The sequence below is a fragment of the Acidovorax facilis genome, from assembly GCF_023913775.1.
Lineage (GTDB): Bacteria > Pseudomonadota > Gammaproteobacteria > Burkholderiales > Burkholderiaceae_C > Acidovorax > Acidovorax facilis.
Genome location: NZ_JAMXAX010000127.1, coordinates 1 through 17,215 on the forward strand (window position 1 = coordinate 1; position 17,215 = coordinate 17,215).

16 protein-coding genes are annotated in these 17,215 nt (G+C 65.7%); 4 read left to right on the forward strand and 12 right to left on the reverse strand.

Annotated elements, in window-relative coordinates; genetic code table 11:
* The 11 genes from NFX52_RS24455 to NFX52_RS24505 all read right to left on the reverse strand — a co-directional run.
* On the reverse strand, nt 1-2,956 hold a 2,956-nt coding region (locus tag NFX52_RS24455; protein WP_252635858.1), incomplete at its 3' end, for a molybdopterin cofactor-binding domain-containing protein.
* Nucleotides 2,953-3,459, reverse strand: coding sequence for a (2Fe-2S)-binding protein (locus NFX52_RS24460; RefSeq protein WP_055398721.1), 507 nt, complete (start codon nt 3,457-3,459; stop codon nt 2,953-2,955). The genes NFX52_RS24460 and NFX52_RS24455, both read right to left, overlap by 4 nt.
* 17 nt (nt 3,460-3,476) lie before the next feature.
* Nucleotides 3,477-4,652, reverse strand: a complete 1,176-nt coding sequence (locus tag NFX52_RS24465; protein ID WP_176887866.1) for an ABC transporter substrate-binding protein — start codon at nt 4,650-4,652, stop codon at nt 3,477-3,479.
* 131 nt (nt 4,653-4,783) lie between these two features.
* Complete coding sequence (locus NFX52_RS24470; protein WP_055398803.1) at nt 4,784-5,527, reverse strand: ABC transporter ATP-binding protein; 744 nt, start codon at nt 5,525-5,527, stop codon at nt 4,784-4,786.
* Nucleotides 5,528-5,529: 2 nt separating this feature from the next.
* On the reverse strand, nt 5,530-6,315 hold the full coding sequence (locus NFX52_RS24475) for an ABC transporter ATP-binding protein (protein WP_055398725.1): 786 nt from the start codon (nt 6,313-6,315) through the stop codon (nt 5,530-5,532).
* Entirely contained in the window at nt 6,312-8,219 is a 1,908-nt protein-coding gene (locus tag NFX52_RS24480; protein ID WP_055398727.1) for an ABC transporter permease, read from the reverse strand. Before NFX52_RS24480 ends, NFX52_RS24475 begins: the two co-directional genes overlap by 4 nt.
* 115 nt (nt 8,220-8,334) lie before the next feature.
* The gene (locus tag NFX52_RS24485) at nt 8,335-9,543 is read right to left on the reverse strand and encodes an ABC transporter substrate-binding protein (RefSeq protein WP_055398805.1); all 1,209 of its coding nucleotides are present in this window, start codon (nt 9,541-9,543) and stop codon (nt 8,335-8,337) included.
* A 73-nt stretch (nt 9,544-9,616) separates the two neighbouring features.
* Entirely contained in the window at nt 9,617-10,201 is a 585-nt protein-coding gene (locus tag NFX52_RS24490) for an amino acid synthesis family protein (protein ID WP_055398729.1), read from the reverse strand.
* Nucleotides 10,202-10,237: 36 nt separating this feature from the next.
* Entirely contained in the window at nt 10,238-10,879 is a 642-nt protein-coding gene (locus tag NFX52_RS24495) for an amino acid synthesis family protein (protein WP_055398730.1), read from the reverse strand.
* Between the two features lie 21 nt (nt 10,880-10,900).
* On the reverse strand, nt 10,901-11,821 hold the full coding sequence (locus NFX52_RS24500; RefSeq protein ID WP_055398807.1) for a UPF0280 family protein: 921 nt from the start codon (nt 11,819-11,821) through the stop codon (nt 10,901-10,903).
* 12 nt (nt 11,822-11,833) lie between these two features.
* Complete coding sequence (locus NFX52_RS24505) at nt 11,834-13,453, reverse strand: hypothetical protein (RefSeq protein WP_055398809.1); 1,620 nt, start codon at nt 13,451-13,453, stop codon at nt 11,834-11,836.
* Nucleotides 13,454-13,628: 175 nt separating this feature from the next.
* Between NFX52_RS24505 and fdxA the strand changes: the two genes are divergently transcribed.
* From fdxA to NFX52_RS24525, 4 genes are all read left to right on the forward strand, one after another.
* Nucleotides 13,629-13,958 carry a ferredoxin FdxA gene (fdxA, locus tag NFX52_RS24510; protein ID WP_055398732.1) on the forward strand — a complete coding sequence of 110 codons (330 nt, stop codon included), beginning with the start codon at nt 13,629-13,631 and terminating at the stop codon, nt 13,956-13,958.
* 76 nt (nt 13,959-14,034) lie between these two features.
* A complete protein-coding gene (locus NFX52_RS24515) occupies nt 14,035-14,811 on the forward strand; it encodes a ferredoxin--NADP reductase (protein WP_055398734.1) in 777 nt (258 codons plus the stop codon).
* 51 nt (nt 14,812-14,862) lie between these two features.
* Nucleotides 14,863-15,582: a TetR/AcrR family transcriptional regulator gene (locus tag NFX52_RS24520; RefSeq protein ID WP_055398736.1), complete on the forward strand. Its 720-nt coding sequence runs from the start codon at nt 14,863-14,865 to the stop codon at nt 15,580-15,582.
* 68 nt (nt 15,583-15,650) lie between these two features.
* On the forward strand, nt 15,651-16,838 hold the full coding sequence (locus NFX52_RS24525; protein WP_055398738.1) for an amidohydrolase family protein: 1,188 nt from the start codon (nt 15,651-15,653) through the stop codon (nt 16,836-16,838).
* Between the two features lie 65 nt (nt 16,839-16,903).
* Here NFX52_RS24525 and NFX52_RS24530 read toward each other — a convergent pair.
* Nucleotides 16,904-17,215 (reverse strand): glycine zipper 2TM domain-containing protein (locus tag NFX52_RS24530; RefSeq protein ID WP_252635859.1); only part of this gene is annotated, 312 nt, incomplete at its 5' end.

Consider the following 17,215-nt stretch of genomic DNA (forward strand, 5'->3'; position numbering starts at 1 on the left):
GGAACAGCGCGTTCCAGCCCGCCATGAGGGGGCGCACGCTGAACGGGAAGGCCAGCTCGGTCTTCGGCACCTCGGCCCGCACGGCGGGCTGCGCCATCAGGTAGGCGTACAGCGCGGTCAGGTCGTCGTCGCTCATCTTGGCGAACGAGGTGTAGGGGAACGCGGGGTACAGGTGTTTGCCGCCCTGCGAGATACCTTCGCGCATGGCGCGCTGGAAGGCGCTGAAGGACCACTGGCCGATCCCGGTCTCGGCGTCGGGCGTGAGGTTGGTGGTGTAGACCTTGCCGAATGGCGTTTCCATGGCGCGGCCCCCCGTGTTGGGCGTGCCGCCTGGGGCGGTGTGGCACACCACACAGTCGCCAGCAGCGGCCAGCAGGCGGCCCCGCTCGATGGTGGCGGCGTTGTAGACAGAGGCACCCGCCGTCTGCACCACGGGTGCGATGGAGGGGCGCCAGCCCAGCAGCGCTGCGCCCATGGCGATGCCACCGGCGACCAGTGCAATGGCACGCGCCCAGGGGCTGCGTGTGCGAGGCCAAGTGGCGCTGGCGGGCACGGTGGGCGCAGGCAGTTCCAGGGTGGGCAGCACTTCGGCTTGTTCCGCAGGCGGGCTTCCGCTGGAGGCGGCCTCGCCCGCACCACCGGGCAGGGGACTAAGTCCCGCGCGCACCACTTCCGGCGTGAACGGCGGCGCGCGAAAACGCACACCGGTGGCGTCAAAAATCGCGTTGGCAATCGCTGCCGTGCCCGGCACGGAGGACGACTCGCCCGAGCCCAGCGGCGCCTCGTCCTGCCGGGGCATGTGCATGACCTCGATGACCGGCACCTCGCGGAAGCTCAGGATGGGGTAGCTGCCCCATTCGCGGTTGTCCACGGCCTGCTTCACGGGCTCGAACGTCACCTGTTCCTTGAGCGCGCGGCTGGTGGTCTGCAGCACGTTGCCATGCACCTGCTGCTCCACACCGGCGGGGTTCACCATCAGGCCCGCGTCGTGCCCCACGACCACGCGGCGCACATGCACCTCTCCAGTCTTTTTGTTGACCTCCACATCGGCCACCCAGGCCGCCCAGGCGGCGCCAAAGCCGGGCCATTTGCTGTGGATGTAGCGGGCATAGGCAAAGCCCTGGCCTTGCACCCAGTCACCGTCCTGCTCGCGCTGCAGCGGGCCGGTGCGGCGAATCCAGCCCGCCTTTTCGGCCGTGGCCTGCACCAGCTCGGCGGCGCGCGGGTCGTTCAGCAACTGCAGGCGAAACTGCACCGGGTCCACACCCGCCGCCGTTGCCAGCTCGTCCACATAGGACTCGTGCGCAAACGAGTTGGGCAAGGCCGACACGCCGCGCAGCCACGACGCGCGCACGATGGGCGGCATGTCGTTGACGGCCACGCGCAGGTTGTCGTACTGGTAGGGCGGGCGCGCGGTGCGGTCGCCCATCTCGTAGGCCTGGGCCACGGGCTCGATGGTGCGGGTGAGCAGCAGGGCCAGCGTGGGCGCGCCGTTGGACGGGTACGAGGTTTCGAAGTCATACGCCGCCACGGTTCCATCGGCGTTGAGCCCGCCGCGCACCTGCATGAGCTGGGCAGTGCCCTTGGGCTCCCACAGGTGTTCTTGCTCGCGCGTAAGCTGTACACGCACGGGCGCACCCACGGCGCGCGACAGCAGCGCGGCATCGGCCGCTACATCGTCGGCACCGTTGCGGCCATAGCAGCCTGCGGCCTCCATGCGGATGAGGTCGATGTCCACATCGGCCAGCCCCATCAGGCGGGCCAGGTCGGCGCGCAGCACATGGGGGTTCTGCGTGCCAGCCCACACCGTCATGCGCGGGCGGACCGTGCTGTCATCGCTGCGCCATTCGGCCACCGCGCACGATGGGCCGATGGAGCCGTGCATCTGGTACGGCCACACATAGGTGCGCGGCATGGGCTGGCCGTTGGCAGACAGCGCGGCCAGGGCGCCCTCCACATCGCCCTCGTCCACCAGGCGGCGCTGCGTGGCGGGGTTGGCGCGGATGGCCTGCTCCAGCGCCTCGGTGCTGTCCTGGCGCGGGAAACCGGGCCAGTCCTTCCAGTGCACTTTCAGATCGCGCAGCGCCTGCTCGGCCTGCTCCTCGCGCTCGGCGACGATGCCCACAAAGTCGCGGATCACCACCACGGCGCGTATGCCGGGGATGTGGGCGATGGACTGCTGGTCCACCGATTCGAGCGTGTTGCCGATGAAGTCGCCATGGTCCGCCCCCGCATACGGCGGGCGCACCACGCGGCCGTGCAGCATGCCGGGCACACGCATGTCGTGCACAAACACCAGCTCGCCGCTGACCTTGGCGGGGATGTCCACACGCGGCACGGACTGGCCGACCACGGTGTAATCGGCGGCGGCCTTGGTGGTCGTGGCATCCACCAGCTCCAGCGTGGTGTGCGCGCCCGCCAGCAGCGCGCCGTAGGCCACTTGGCGCGACGGGTCTGCAGTGACCTGCACCACCCCCGCGCGCACCTGCAGTGCCTCCACCGGTACGCCGAGCCGCTCTGCGGCCTGCGCCACCAGCCAGTGGCGCGCCTGCGCGGCGGCGGTGCGCAAGGGCTTAGCGTGGATCTGGATGGACGCGCTGGCAATGGTGGCGCCTTGGTTGGGCGCGCGTGTGGTGTCGCCCAGCACCATGTTCACCTGCGCCAGCGGCACATCCAGCTCTTCGGCCACGATCTGCGCCAGCGCGGTGCGGATGCCGGTGCCCAAGTCCACATGGCCGCTCAGCGCGGTCACGCTGCCGTCGTCCCACACGGCAATCAAAATCTCTACACCCTCGGCCGGGTTGCCCGCTACCAGCGCGGGCTGACCTTTGACCGGCGGCGGCGCAGGCGGTGGGTTGCGCACCACCAGCAGCACGCCCTGGGAAGCGTGGAAGTCGGCGCGGGTGAGCGGGCTGTGGGCGCGCAGGGGTGCGGCGTTATCGGGGGTGGCGCTCATGCCCGGGCCTCGCGCATGAGCACCGCCGCACGCAGCACGGCGCGGATGATTTCGACATGCGTGCCGCAGCGGCACAGGTTGCCCGACAGCTCGCGGCGCACTGCCGTTTCGTCGGGGTCAGGGTTGCGCTCCAGCAAGGCCACGGCCATCATCACCATGCCGTTGAGGCAGTAGCCGCACTGCGCGGCCTGCTCATCCACAAAGGCCTGCTGCACCGGGTGAAGTCCTTCGGTGCGGCTGCAGCGCCCGGGCAGCCCTTCCAGCGTTGTCACCTCGCGGCCTGCCACGCCCTGCGCCGGGATCACGCAGGCCCGCGCGGCAATGCCGTCCACCAGCACCGTGCACGCCCCGCACTGCCCCAGGCCACAGCCGTATTTGGGGCCGTTGAGCGACAAGTCATTGCGCAGCACGTGCAGCAGCGTGGCGTGGGTGGAGGTACTTGCTGGCAAGGCACAAGGCTGGCCGTTGACGACCATGGTGTGAAGCGAAGCGGGCGCGTGCATGTCTCTTTGGGGTGCCCTCAGCGCCGCAGACTGCCGGTGCGCGTGTACATCTCCAGATCCACAAAGTTGGAGCCATTGTGGTTGCCCGGGCCGTACTGCAGCGGAAAGTCACCGATCTTGGTGGTGCCCATGTCTTCCATGGCCTTGATGAAGCCTTCGCGCGTGAGCGCTTTGCCCGCGCGCTTGAGACCCTCCACAAACACGCGGGCGGCAATGTAGCCCTCCAGCATGGTGTAGCTGTCGATCTTCTCGCCCGCGTCGACGCGGTCCTTGCGGTAGTCCGCCACGATGGGCAGGCGGCTGGCCTGCGGCGAGGGCACGATGCTGGCCGTGACCAGCCCTTCGATGCCGCCGTTCAAGCGCTGCGCAGAGCCCGGCGCATCGGTGATGCCCACCGATATCGTGTACAGCGGCGAGGCGCCGCCCCCGGCACGGTAGTCGCGCAGGAAAACCTCCACCATCTTGCCCGCCATGATCATCACCACCGCACCAGGCTGCGCCTTGGTGAGCGAGGCCACCTGGGCCTTGGCGTCGGTGGCGGCGATCTCCATGGGCACGGACTCCACCACCTTGACCTTGAGCCCCTGCGCGATTTGCAGGCAGGTGTCGAGGTTGGATTTGCCAAATGCACTGTTCTGGTAGATGACCGCAATGTTGTGGATGCCCAGCGTGGCTAGGTGCCCCACGATCTTGCGCAGTTCAGCCTCGTAGCTGGCGCGCACGTGGAACAGGTAGCGGTTGTGGTTGGTGCGAAACGATGTGGTGCCGACCAGCGGGGCAAACATGGGCACGCCGGCCTTCTCGGCAATGGGCATGGCAGCAATCAGGTTGCCCGTGGCGACATAGCCGATGAGAGCAAACACCTTGTCTTCGTCGATGAGGCGCGTGGTGTTTTCTGCGGTCTTCTTGGGGTCGTAAGCGTCGTCGTGGGAGACGAGCTCCAGCGTGCGCCCCAACACTCCACCGGTCTTGTTGACCTTGTCGAAGTAGAGCGCAATGCCCGCCTTGTAATCCACCCCAAAATCCTTGGCAGGGCCGGTGAACACGGCCGACTGCCCCACCTTGATGCGGGTGTCCGTCACTCCGGTCTCGGCAGCGGCCGGCCCCGCCCAGGCCCATCCCGCTGTTGCCACCAGCCCCGCCATGGCAGTCCGGCGGTCGATGCATCCATCCTCCACTCCTCGACACTTCATGTAGTGCTCCTTACATCAAAGGCGCCAGTTTCGGGGCTTGTGCTCGCATCGCGCAAGTGTTTGAAGAGGTGTTTTTTGTAACCAACAGCACCCGTGTGCAGCGCACCACGTCGCACGGCTGCGCAGGTGCATCACACGCTCAGGTAAGCGCGCCGCACCTCTTCGTTGGCGGCCAGCTCTTCCATGCTGGCCTGGTAGCGGATCTGGCCCTTTTCGAGCACATAGGCGCGGTCGGACACCAGCTCGGCAAAGTGCATGTTCTGCTCGGACAGCAGAATGCTGACGCCCTGCTCCTTCAGCTCCAGGATCATGTGCGCCATCTGCTCCACGATCACGGGGGCCACGCCTTCGGAGGGCTCATCCAGCAGCACCAGGTAGGGGTTGCCCATGAGCGTGCGCGCCACGGTGAGCATCTGCTGCTCGCCGCCGCTCATGCGGCCGCCGGGGCGCTGAGGCATTTCGCCCAGATTGGGGAACAGCTTGAACAGGCGCTCGGGCGTCCACACCGGTGCGGCCGTTCCGTCGGGCCACATGCGTGCAGGCTGTCGGCCCACCTCCAGGTTCTCCATCACCGTGAGGTCGGTGAACACGCGGCGGTCTTCGGGCACAAAGCCCAGGCCCAGGCGCGCGGCATCGTGCGGGTCGCTTTTGGAGATGTCCTTGCCCATGAACTGGATGCTGCCCTTGCGTTTGGCCAGCATGCCCATCAGCGTCTTGAGCGTGGTGGACTTGCCTGCGCCGTTGCGGCCCATGAGGGCCACGACTTCGCCCCGGCGCACGTCCAGGTCCACGTCGTACAGGATTTGCGCCGCACCATACCAGGCCTGCAGCCCTTTGGCCTGCAGCAGCAGCTCTTTGGGTTCGTTGGTCGTCATGCTCATGCGGCCTCTGCAGCAGCGGCTGCCGTTTTCTTCTCGAAGGTCTTGCCGGTGCCGAAGTACACCTCCTGCACCTTGGGGTGGTCACGCAGCTCCAGCGGCTTGCCCTCGGCAATGAGGCGCCCGCGCGCCAGCACGATCATGCGGTCTGCATAGGCAAACACCACGTCCATGCTGTGCTCGGTGAAGAGCACGGCCATGTTGCGGTCGATCACCAGCTGCTTGGTGAGCGCCATCAGCTCGTTGCGCTCCTTGGGCGCCATGCCAGCGGTGGGCTCGTCCATGAGCAGCAGCTTCGGCGCGTTGGCCATCGCGATGGCCAGCTCCACGCGCTTGACGTCGCCATAGGCCAGCACGCTGCAGGGGCGGTCGGCCTGCGACTTCATACCCACCTGGTCCAGCAGCGCCAGGGCCTCGTCGCGCTTGTGGTCTGCCGCCTTGCGCCACATCGCAAACAGGCGGTTGTCGTTGGAGATCAGTGCCATCTGCACGTTCTCCACCACCGTGAGCGATGCAAAGGTTTCAGCGATCTGAAAAGTGCGGCCCACACCCATGCGCCAGATGTCGCGCGGCTTGCGGCCCACCAGCTCCTGGCCATTGAGCTGGATGGAGCCTGCATCGGCAGGCAGCTGGCCGTTGACCATGTTGAAGGTGGTGGACTTGCCCGCGCCGTTGGGGCCGATCAGCGCCAGCAGCTCGCCGGCAGCCAGCTCGAAGTGGATGCCATCCACCGCCTTCACGCCGCCAAAGGACTTGCCCAGGCCAGAGACTTTGAGCAGGCTCATGCCGTGCCCTCCTTGATGTTCTTGGCTTCGCGCTTGTTGTCGAAGATCTGCTTGATGGCCCCCGCAATACCCTGCGGGAACAGCAGCACCAGGATCAGGATGATGGCGCCCAGCATGGCGCGCCAGTAGTCGGTGTTGCGCGCCACGGTGTCGTGCAGCCAGGTGAAGGTGACGGCGCCCACCACAGGGCCCGCCAGCGTCTGGATGCCGCCGAGCAGCACCATGACGAGGCCATCGACCGAGCGGCCCACATGCAGCGTCTCGGGCGAGATGCTGCCTTTGGAGAACGCAAACAGCGCACCGCCCAGGCCCGCAAACAGCCCTGCAATCACGAAAGCCGTCCACTGCATGCGCTTGACGTCAATGCCGATCGCATCGGCCCGGAGCACAGAATCCCGCCCTGCCCGCAGCGCATAACCAAACGGCGAGAACAATACGCGGCGCAACAACAGCACACCGCCCACCACCAGGGCCAGCGTGAGGTAGTAGTAGTTGCGCTTGTCTGATAGCCACTCGGCCGGCCACACGCCCGTGAGGCCGTTGCTGCCGCCTGTGAAGCCGTCCCACTGGTAGCAGATGGCCCAGGTGATCTGGGCAAACGCCAGCGTCAGCATGGCCAGGTAGACGCCCGACAGGCGCACGCAGAACCAGCCATAGAGCAGCGCGCCCGCTGCCGCCGCCAGCGGTGCCAGCACCAGCGCCAGCTCCATGGGGATACCCGCCGAGCGCACCAGCAGCGCTGCGGCATAGGCGCCCAGGCCAAAGTACGCGGCATGGCCGAACGAATGCATGCCCGCCGGGCCCATGATGAAGTGCAGGCTGGCCGCAAACAGCGCGGCAATCAGCAGGTCGATCATCAGCACCGTGAGGTATGGTGAGCCCGTCGTCAGCAACGGCAACAGCACCAGCGCAACCACCAACGCCGCGCCACCCAGCTTGAACCAGCGCTCAGGCTGGCGCAGGGGCGCCTCGGGCAGGCCGGTGTTGCGGCTCACGCCCTGCGGCTTGCCCATGAGGCCCCAGGGGCGCCAGACCAGCACCACGGCCATCACCAAAAACTCCACCACCAGCGTGAGCTTGGAGAACGACACGCTGAAACCGAAGATGTCCACCACGCCCAGCCAGATGCAGATGGCCTTGATTTCGGCGATCAACAGGGCCGCGACATAGGCGCCCGGAATGGAGCCCATGCCACCCACCACGACCACCACAAACGCTGCGCCGATGGTGTTGAGATCCATCTCCAGCGTGGCGGGTTCGCGCGGCAACTGCAGCGCACCGCCCAGGCCCGCCAGCAGCGCGCCCAGGGCAAACACCGCCGTGAACAGCCAGGCCTGGTTCACGCCCAGGGCGCTGACCATTTCGCGGTCTTGCGTAGCAGCGCGCACCAGCGTGCCCCAGCGTGTGCGGGTGAGCAGCAGCCACAACAGGCCCAGCACCACCGGGCCCACGACGATCAGAAACAGGTCATACGAAGGAAACTGCCGCCCCAGGATGTTGACCGAGCCCGACAGCCCCGGCGCGCGCGGGCCCAGCAGTTCTTCTGGCCCCCAGAACCACAGCGCAGCGTCCTTGATGACCAGCACCAGCGCAAAGGTGGCCAGCAGCTGGAACAGCTCGGGCGCCTTGTAGATGCGGCGCAGCAGCACCACCTCCACCAAAGCGCCCAGCGCCCCCACCACCGCCGCCGCCAGCAACAGCGCGGGCCAGAAGCCCAGGCCGGTGCCCAGCTTGGCCACCAGCGAATAGGCCACATAGATGCCGACCATGAAGAACGAGCCATGCGCAAAGTTGACGATGCGCGTGACTCCGAAGATCAGCGACAGCCCGGCGCCCACCAGGAACAGCGAGGAAGCCCCCGCCAGTCCGTTGAGCAGCTGAACGATAAAACTCGAAAAACTCATTCCACATCCTTCGGGGTCACGGCAAGGTCCATCCCTGCAGGTCGGCGCCTGCGCTATGGTTCAGAGATCAGGGGCAGTGGGCAGGGAGGGAGCCCTCCCCGGCCTTGCGCGGCCGTCAGTCGGCGGGGCGCATTTTCTTGACTTCGTCGTTCGAGGGCTGGACTTTGCTGCCATCCACATAGCGGTAGTCCACCATCACACCCTTGCCGCCTTCGTTCTTGGTGCGGCCCACATAGCCGCCCATCGTGGACTGGTTGTCCTCGGGGCGGTAGGTGATGCGGCCAAACGGCGTGGGCACCTGCAAGCCCTTGAACGCTGCCACGAGTTTTTCAGTGTCGGTGGAGCCGGCCTTCTTCATGCCTTCGGCCAGCGACTTGATGGCGCTGTAGCCCACGATGGAGCCCAGGCGCGGGTAGTCATTGAACTTGGCCTGGTAGGCAGTCTGAAAGGCCTTGTGCTCAGGCGTCTGGATGCCGTACCAGGGGTAGCCGGTGACGATCCAGCCGTTCGGCGCTTCGTCCTTGAGCGGGTCCATGTATTCGGGCTCGCCCGTCAGCAGGCTGACCACTTCACGGCCCTGGAACAGGCCGCGCGTGTTGCCTTCGCGCACGAACTTGGACAGGTCGGCACCGAACAGCACGTTGAAGATCGCGTCTGGCTTGGCGTCGGCCAGGGCCTGCACCACGCTGCCCGAATCGACCTTGCCCAACGGAGGCGCCTGCTCGGCCACAAACTCCACATCGGGCTGGGCCGCCTTGAGCAGCTGCTTGAACGTGGCCACGGCCGACTGGCCATACTCGTAGTTGGGGTATACCAGCGCCCAGCGCTTTTTCTTGAGGGCCGCTGCCTCGGGCACCATCATCGACACCTGCATGTAGGTGGAGGGACGCAGGCGGTAGGTATAGCGGTTGCCGTTTTGCCAGACGATCTTGTCGGTCAGTGGCTCACCGGCCAGGAAGAAGAATTTCTTTTGCTTGGCAAAGTCGGTCAGCGCCAGCCCGATGTGCGAGAGGAACGAGCCCGTAAGCACATCGACCTTTTCGCGCGACACCAGTTCTTCGGCAGCGCGCACGGCGTCGCCAGGGTTGGCGTTGTCGTCGCGGATGATGAGCTGGACCTTCTTGCCCAGCACCCCACCCGATGCGTTGATCTCATCGACCGCCAGCTCCATGCCTTTCTTGTAGGGCTCCAGGAAGGCGGGCTGCGCCTTGTAGCTGTTGATCTCGCCAATCTTGATGACATCCTGGGCGTGCACCACAGGGGCCAGCGTGAATGCCAGCGCGGCTGCGGCCGTGGCACGCATGAGGTTTCGTCGCATCGTCATGGGGAAACTCCTGAAAGGTGGGTTGGGGAAGGGGAACTGGTGAGACTGCTCGGGATGGTAGTGCGCGCTCAGATCAGCGCAGTCCATCCTCGCCTTTGATTTCGGAGGCCTGAAGACCGCCAATGCGTGCCAGCGGACGGCCGCTGTCGGTCACGACGATAGCGACCACGATTTCGTTGGCGCGGGGGGCGTCGGCCACGCGGGCCTCCATGGCGTCGAAGTGGCTGCGCACATAGGCGGCATCCTTGTGACCCAGGGGCACGTCGATGGCGGTGCCCAAGCCGCCGATCTTCTTGCTGGACGGCACCAGGGCTGCGCCTTTCTCGACCGCCACACGCAGTGGCGCCCCCAGCTTGGGGTGCAGGATGGCGGCGGCATGTTCCAGCTCGCCCGCCTCGCCCACGATGGCGGCCTTGCCGTAGCTCTGTGCCTGGCCAGGTTCAATGCCCAGGGCTGCGACGCAACGGGCACCCAGCAGTGCGCCCAACTCTTCACCGATGGCCACGAGTTCGTCGAGGTTCTCGACATAGCGGCCCGCGCAGGGGTTCTCGATGACGGCCATGGCCAGGGCCTTGCGCACAGGCGGCAACACATCGCGTCCCATCTCCACGCGGACTTCGTCGGTTTGAACAATGATCTTGCGGATCTTGGCGAACATGTGGGGATCTCCTTGGGTCTTGTGGTTGGCAGTGGATCAGCGCAGGCCGTTCCACTGACTGATGTCTGCGGCCTTGAGGCCTCCAACGCGTGCATGGATGCGAGCGCCGGTGGACATGGCCAGGATGAAGACGATTTCATCCGATGTGGGTGCGCCGGGCACCCGCACTTCGATGGCATCGAAATGGCTGCGCACGTAGCTCGCGTTGATGTGGGTGAGCGGCACATCCAGCGCCGCGCCGGGGCCACCCACCTTCTTGGTGGAAGGCACGATAGACAGTGCATTGGCGGGTTGCCCGGTCTTCTCTTCGGCCAGGCCTTTGGCGTAGGCGTTGCGGTCACCCTTCCAGCCCAGCAGCTCGCGCATGGCATAACCACCAGGCACATGCCACAGCGCGCCGTGCTCCAGCTCGCCAGCTGCACCCACGATGGCGCCCTTGCCGTAAGTCTCGATGCGCTCGGCGGGCACAGCCATGGCCTTGAGCAGGCGCTGGGCCATGTCCAGCCCCACGTCCTGCAGGGCATCCATCATGGGGAGGATGTCGGGTTCGTACCGGCCCGCAAACGGGTTGGTCAGCACCGCGCCGATGGCACCACGCAGCAGCGGCACGTCGGCCACCGGCCCGAATTCGTGCCGGATTTCCTCAAGATGGGTGAAAACGCGTCGTATCTGGATCATTTTGGAGACCTGTGCAATTCGTTAAGCAAATACTGAACCAACTTCCGATTCCATCACCGCCTGTGGGGACCACACGGCACCCTCCAGGGCTTGTGGTGCTGAGGCCGCCACAAACTGCCCCTGGCACGCCAGCAGCGCAAACCACAGCAGGCCGCTGGACTGCAATTCTTGCGCTTTTTGCAACCCCTGCTGCAAAGCCCGGCGAACCTGCTCTTCGGGCAAGTCAGGCACATCCACGGTGACAGGAATGGCACCCAGGTCACTGTCGTCCCGCACCAGCCACGCGGGCATGCGATCAATGCGCGCGTCCTGCACGTTGACCGCATTGGCCACAATGGTCGCTGCCGCATCGGCCTGCGCGGCCGTGCGCGCCAGCACCGTCACGCTGTCGGCAATGCCCAGCGACTGGCTGCGCCCGCGCCAGCCGCTGGTGGCCACACCGCGCACCGGCATGGCGCTGTCGATGCGGATCTGCCCATCCAGCACCAGACCGTTGCGCAACTGTGCAGCATTCAGTGCGGCGATGTCAGCGCACACCCCCACCGTGACCGACTGGCCCGGCGCCAGGTGCAGCGCAATGTCGCCCCCGTTGTTGACCCAGGCGCGGTCTATGCCCTGCTGGGCGTAGCAGGCCAGAATCTCCTGCGCCACTGCACCCGCCACCGCAGCCATCGACGTGATGAAGTCTGCGCGGTAGGGGCTGCAGGCCGCCCACATGCGACGCGCCACCACGCCCTGCAACGCGCAGTGCTCACCCACCGGCGCCCGCAGGCCAGGGAGTTCACTCACCAGCTCCTGCAGCAGCCCCTCAAAGCGTTGCCAGGCACGCTCGTGCGCGTGGGCCACGGCGTCGCGCGCCCCTTCGGCCTGAAGGATGAGGTCCATCGGGCCATGCTGGAAGTGCCAGCGGCCGTCGGAAAGGAGTTTGCGGCAAGCGTTCACAGCGCGGCTCACTCAGCCTAGCAGGGGTGGGCGGCCCAGCGGCCACGGATTGGCCGCGGGCAAGGTCTGCCACACGCGCGCCTGCGGTGCACCGTCGTTGTGCCACGCACCGCGCTCCAGCACTTCGCGCAGGCTGCGAATTTGTTCGGTGTGCCCGCCCAGCGCTTCGTAGTCCGCACGGCGCATGCTGAACTCGATGGGTGCCACGATGGCGGGCGTGGGCACAGTGCCAAAGCTGTTGTCCGGCATGCGCAGCACGTCGGCCATCACGGTGATACCGCCGCCCGGCCACACATAGGCCGGGGCACCGCCACAGGTCACATTGACCAGCGCGTTCTTGATGGAGCGCGTGAGCAGCACCGGGTTCTCTGTGACCCCTGCGCGCAGGCTGCCGCCCGCACCGCCGAGGAACAGCACAGACGCCAGCGAAGGCTCGCAGTTTTCGCCGATGCGGTCCACGATGCGGCGCACCTCGACGGGCATCTCGGCTTCAACCGGATTCAGTTGCTCGTCCAGCACGTACCAGGATGCGTGCTCCCCCGTGGTGGAGGTCATCAAGAGGCGCAACCCCGGCCAGGCGACGGATTCGTCCCAGCCCTCGATGATGGACAGCGGGTCGGCAATGTCGGTGCCACCCCAGCCGGTGCCCGGGTTCGCCACCTGAAAATAGCGGCCCGGCGTGGACTTGCGCCCGCGCATCTGGATGCCCGAGGGCTTCATGTCCAGACAGCGACCCGCCTGATGCTCGGTGAGCACGCCCGTAATGTGGTCGTCCACCACCACCACCTCGTCGGCATGGCCGAAGAACTGGCGCGCAAAGATACCAATGGCCGCAGAGCCGCAGCCCACGCGCATGCGCTGTTCGGCCACACCGTTGACGATGGGTGCACGCCCGGCCTGGATCACGAGCTGCGAGCCGCCGTCGATGGTGAACTCCACGGCCTGCTTGTTGCCCAGCGCCTGCATCATCTCAGCGGTGATGCGGCCTTCCTTCTTGGTGCCACCCGTGAGGTGGTGCACGCCGCCGAGCGACAGCATCTGCGAGCCGTACTCTGCCGTCGTCACATGGCCCACCACCTCGCCCTTGCAGCGCACGTTGGCCTGCTCGGAGCCGAGGAAGCGGTCGGTGTCGATCTTCACCTTGAAGCTGCAGTAGCTGAAGATGCCCTCAGTGACCACCGTGACCATGTCCACACCATCGGTTTTGGAGCCCACGATAAAGGGCGCCGGCTTGTAGTCGGGGTAGGTGGTGGATGAGCCCACGCCCGTCACGAACACCTCTTCAGACAAAAGCAGATCGCCGTTCCATGCGGGTTCTGGAGTCACTGCGATCTCGGCGTCTTCTGCAGCCGGGGCGCGGCCCGCAAACGACACCAGCGTGGCCTCGCCCGTTTCCAGCGTCTTGCGCAGCAACACCACCGGGTCAAGCCGCACGAGCACACCCGCCTGGTTGGCGTAACGGTCGCAAGCACCTGCGCGGCCTTCGGAGATCTGGCACAGCACCGGGCACGCATTGCACTCGACCTTGGCAGCGTTCATGCGCTCATTGCGGGGCCGGGCGCGCTCGAGCACTTGCGGCAGATCTGGCGCATCCATGCCCGGCAGCCCATCGGTCTTGGTGTGTTCAGTCATCGTGGCAACCCATTCATTGCTTTGTTGCAAGTGCTTGTATGCGCTTTGCATTTTGTGTAGCATTCACTTAACTTAAATGTTGTGAACACTACATTTGATGTCAATGTAGCGGAATCAACCAGACTCTGCAATGGTGTTTTCGCACCCCCAAAAACGGTGCATGAGGAGCCCCAAAATGACGCACGTTGTGACGGACGCATGCATTCGGTGCAAGTACACCGACTGCGTCGATGTGTGCCCGGTCGATTGCTTCAAGGAAGGGCCGGAATACCTGGTCATTGACCCGGACGAATGCATCGACTGCGCGGTGTGCATTCCCGAATGTCCGGCCAATGCGATCTATGCCGAAGACGACCTGCCCGAAGGCATGGAAATATTTCTGCGGTTCAACAAAAAGCTGGCGCCCACGCTGCCCACAATCACCAAAAGAAAAGCGGCTTTGCCAGATGCGGAACAATGGAGGGTTGTGAGCCACAAGCTTTCAGGCCTGAACATTGCGCTGTAGAGCGCTTGGGGCCCTGAATCTGAGCCAGCTTCAGCCAGATTTCTTATTTGTTTCCAACTTTTCCATCTAACGCACCATGAGCGCCTTTCTTGACGAACGCGTCCTGACGGTCCACCACTGGACGGACCGCCTTTTCTCCTTCACCACCACGCGTGACACCGCGCTGCGCTTTTCCAACGGGCATTTCACGATGATTGGCCTGCGTGGCGAAAACGGCAAACCCCTGCTGCGCGCCTACAGCATCGTGAGCCCCAACTACGAAGAGCACCTGGAGTTCCTGTCCATCAAGGTGCCCGACGGCCCGCTGACCTCGCGCCTGCAGCACATCAAGGTGGGTGACACCATCGTGGTCGGCAAAAAGCCCACGGGCACCCTGCTGATCGACTACCTGCTGCCCGCCAAGCGCCTGTACATGCTGTCCACCGGCACGGGCGTGGCCCCGTTCCTGAGCCTGATCCGCGACCCCGAGACTTATGAGAAATTCGAGGAAGTCATCCTGGTGCACGGCGTGCGCGAGGTGAAGGAGCTGGCCTACCACGACTACATCACGCAGGAGCTGCCGCAGCACGAGTTCCTGGGCGAGATGGTCACCAAGCAGCTCAAGTACTACCCCACCGTGACGCGCGAGCCCTTCAAGCACCAGGGCCGTGTGACCACCGTCATCGAAAACGGCCAGCTGGCGCGCGACCTGGGCCTGCCCGCGCTCAACCCCGTGGAAGACCGCGTGATGATCTGCGGCAGCCCCGAGATGCTGCGCGACCTCAAGCACATGATGGAAGAGCGTGGCTTCAAGGAAGGCAACACCACGAAGCCTGGCGACTTCGTGATCGAACGCGCGTTCGCAGAGCAGTGATCCCCCGGCGGCCCCCGCACCGGGGGACCGCCTCATCCACCAGGACCCGCCATGTCTGCCACTCCCACCAAGACCCGGACCGCGTCCCCCCGCGCAGCCTCTGCCCGCAAGACGGGCGTGCGCGAACAGGCCGCACAGACCACGCGCGACAACATCCTGAAGGCGGCGACAAAGGTGTTCGCCCGCTACGGCTACGAAGGCGGCAGCGTGGAGAAAATCTCCAAGGCGGCCAAGTCCTTCGACCGGATGATCTATTACTACTTCGGCAGCAAGGAAGGCCTGTTCATCGAGGTGCTGGAGGAAACCTACCGGCGCATGAACGATGCGGAGTCCAAACTGGACCTGGACACCGCCAACCCGGTGGAGGCGCTGCAGGCGGTAATCCGCTTTGTGGTGGGCTACTACCGCAAGAACCCCGAGTTCATCACGCTGCTCAACACTGAGAACCTGCACAAGGGCAAGCACATCTCCAAGTCGATGCGCGCCCGTGAATACTCGTCGCCCGCCATCGAGGTGATCCGCCGCGTGCTCGAAAGCGGCCAGACGCAGGGGCTGTTCCGCAAGGATGTGTCGGCGCGCGATGTGTACCTGCTGATTGCCGCCACGGGCTACTTCTACATGTCCAACCGGCACACGCTGTCGGCCTTTCTGGGCGAAGACCTGGAGACGGCCGACGCGCTGGCGCACTGGGAATCGTTTGTCATCGACAGCGTGCTGCGCACCGTGGCGCCCGGCCCCAGCCTGCCCAAGGGCAGGGTCGCAGCGGCCTGAATCAACAAGAGATTTTTCCCTGCGGGGTGCCGCGTGGTGCCCCGCCCACCACCCCACGAGGAGAATCCATGGCAGAAGCAGCAGCAGGCGGCAAATCGGGCAAGGTCGTCATCCAGAACATCGGTCTTTTGTTGTCGGGCGACCTGGACCGGCCCATCCTCGACGCCGACACCATCGTGGTGAATGATGGCCTCATCGTGGCCGTGGGCCGCTACAAGGACTGCGACACCGACCACGCCAACACCGTGATCGACGCACGCCAGACCTGCGTGGCGCCGGGCCTGATCGACAGCCATGTACACCCTGTGTTCGGAGACTGGACGCCGCGCCAGAACCAGATCGGCTGGATCGACTCCACCATGAACGGCGGGGTGACCACCATGGTCTCGGCCGGTGAGGTGCACCTGCCCGGCCGACCCAAGGACATCGTGGGCCTCAAGGCCCTGGCCATCACCGCGCAGCGCTCGTTCGACAACTTCCGCCCCGGGGGCGTGAAGGTGATTGCAGGTGCCCCGGTCATCGAGAAAGGCATGACCGAGCAGGACTTCAAGGACCTGGCCGACGCCGGCGTGACGCTGCTGGGCGAAGTGGGCCTGGGCTCCGTCAAGGCGGGCTACGAGGCCAAAGAGATGGTGGCCTGGGCGCGCAAGCACGGCATCCAGAGCACCATCCACACGGGCGGCCCTTCCATCCCAGGCTCGGGCCTGATCGACAAGGACGTGGTGCTGGAGGCCGATGCCGACGTGATCGGCCACATCAACGGCGGCCACACCGCGCTGCCCTGGAAGCACGTGTGCGAGCTGTGCGAGAAGTCGTCCCGCGCGATCGAGCTGGTGCACAACGGCAACGAGAAGATCGCCATCCAGGCCGCGCGGGCGGCCATTGAACTCAAGTGCCCGCACCGCGTGATCCTGGGCACCGACGGCCCGGCAGGCTCAGGCGTGCAGCCACTGGGCATGCTGCGCATGATTGCGCTGATATCGAGCTTTGCCGACATCCCCGCCGAACTGGTGTTCTGCTTTGCCACGGGCAACACGGCGCGCATCCGCAACCTGAACTGCGGCCTCATCGAGGTAGGCCGAGCGGCCGACTTCGTCTTCATGGACCGCGCCCAGCACACGGCTGGCGCCACGCTGCTGGAAAGCGTACAGCTGGGCGACATCCCGGGCATCGGCATGGTGATGATCGACGGCATGGTGCGCTGTGGACGCAGCCGCAACACCCCGCCTGCGACCGAGATCCCGGTGGTGCTGTAGCCCACGCTCATCCCACAAAAAAGCCCGCAATCAGCGGGCTTTCTGTTGGGAGAAGTGCGGTCGAATCAATACGTGTCCGCCACACGCACCGCGCCGGGCTGTGCACGCGGGTAAGGTTCTTCAGCGCGCATGGCGGTGCCATCGTCCACGCGGAAGCCCTTGCCCTGCAGCACGACGGGCGTGCCCACGGCGGTGGGCTGTGCGCGGGTGAAGCGGCGCACCGAGCCGTCTTCCATACGCACCGCGATCTGGTAGACCGTCTGCGTGCGCGTGCGCTCTTCCACCTTGTGGCCCACATAGCCGCCGCCCACGGCGCCCAGCACAGTGGCGGCCGTGCGGCCCGAGCCCTTGCCCACCTGGTTGCCCACCACGGCCCC

What these genes read in the sequence shown, in the direction of transcription:
- NFX52_RS24520 (WP_055398736.1), top strand. Translation starts at nt 14,863, where the DNA reads ATGTCTGCCACTCCCACCAAGACCCGGACCGCGTCCCCCCGCGCAGCC.
- fdxA (WP_055398732.1), top strand. Translation starts at nt 13,629, where the DNA reads ATGACGCACGTTGTGACGGACGCATGCATTCGGTGCAAGTACACCGAC.
- NFX52_RS24485 (WP_055398805.1), bottom strand. Translation starts at nt 9,543, where the DNA reads ATGACGATGCGACGAAACCTCATGCGTGCCACGGCCGCAGCCGCGCTG.
- NFX52_RS24465 (WP_176887866.1), bottom strand. Translation starts at nt 4,652, where the DNA reads ATGAAGTGTCGAGGAGTGGAGGATGGATGCATCGACCGCCGGACTGCC.
- NFX52_RS24475 (WP_055398725.1), bottom strand. Translation starts at nt 6,315, where the DNA reads ATGAGCCTGCTCAAAGTCTCTGGCCTGGGCAAGTCCTTTGGCGGCGTG.
- NFX52_RS24490 (WP_055398729.1), bottom strand. Translation starts at nt 10,201, where the DNA reads ATGTTCGCCAAGATCCGCAAGATCATTGTTCAAACCGACGAAGTCCGC.
- NFX52_RS24470 (WP_055398803.1), bottom strand. Translation starts at nt 5,527, where the DNA reads ATGACGACCAACGAACCCAAAGAGCTGCTGCTGCAGGCCAAAGGGCTG.
- NFX52_RS24515 (WP_055398734.1), top strand. Translation starts at nt 14,035, where the DNA reads ATGAGCGCCTTTCTTGACGAACGCGTCCTGACGGTCCACCACTGGACG.
- NFX52_RS24460 (WP_055398721.1), bottom strand. Translation starts at nt 3,459, where the DNA reads ATGCACGCGCCCGCTTCGCTTCACACCATGGTCGTCAACGGCCAGCCT.
- NFX52_RS24505 (WP_055398809.1), bottom strand. Translation starts at nt 13,453, where the DNA reads ATGACTGAACACACCAAGACCGATGGGCTGCCGGGCATGGATGCGCCA.
- NFX52_RS24480 (WP_055398727.1), bottom strand. Translation starts at nt 8,219, where the DNA reads ATGAGTTTTTCGAGTTTTATCGTTCAGCTGCTCAACGGACTGGCGGGG.
- NFX52_RS24525 (WP_055398738.1), top strand. Translation starts at nt 15,651, where the DNA reads ATGGCAGAAGCAGCAGCAGGCGGCAAATCGGGCAAGGTCGTCATCCAG.
- NFX52_RS24495 (WP_055398730.1), bottom strand. Translation starts at nt 10,879, where the DNA reads ATGATCCAGATACGACGCGTTTTCACCCATCTTGAGGAAATCCGGCAC.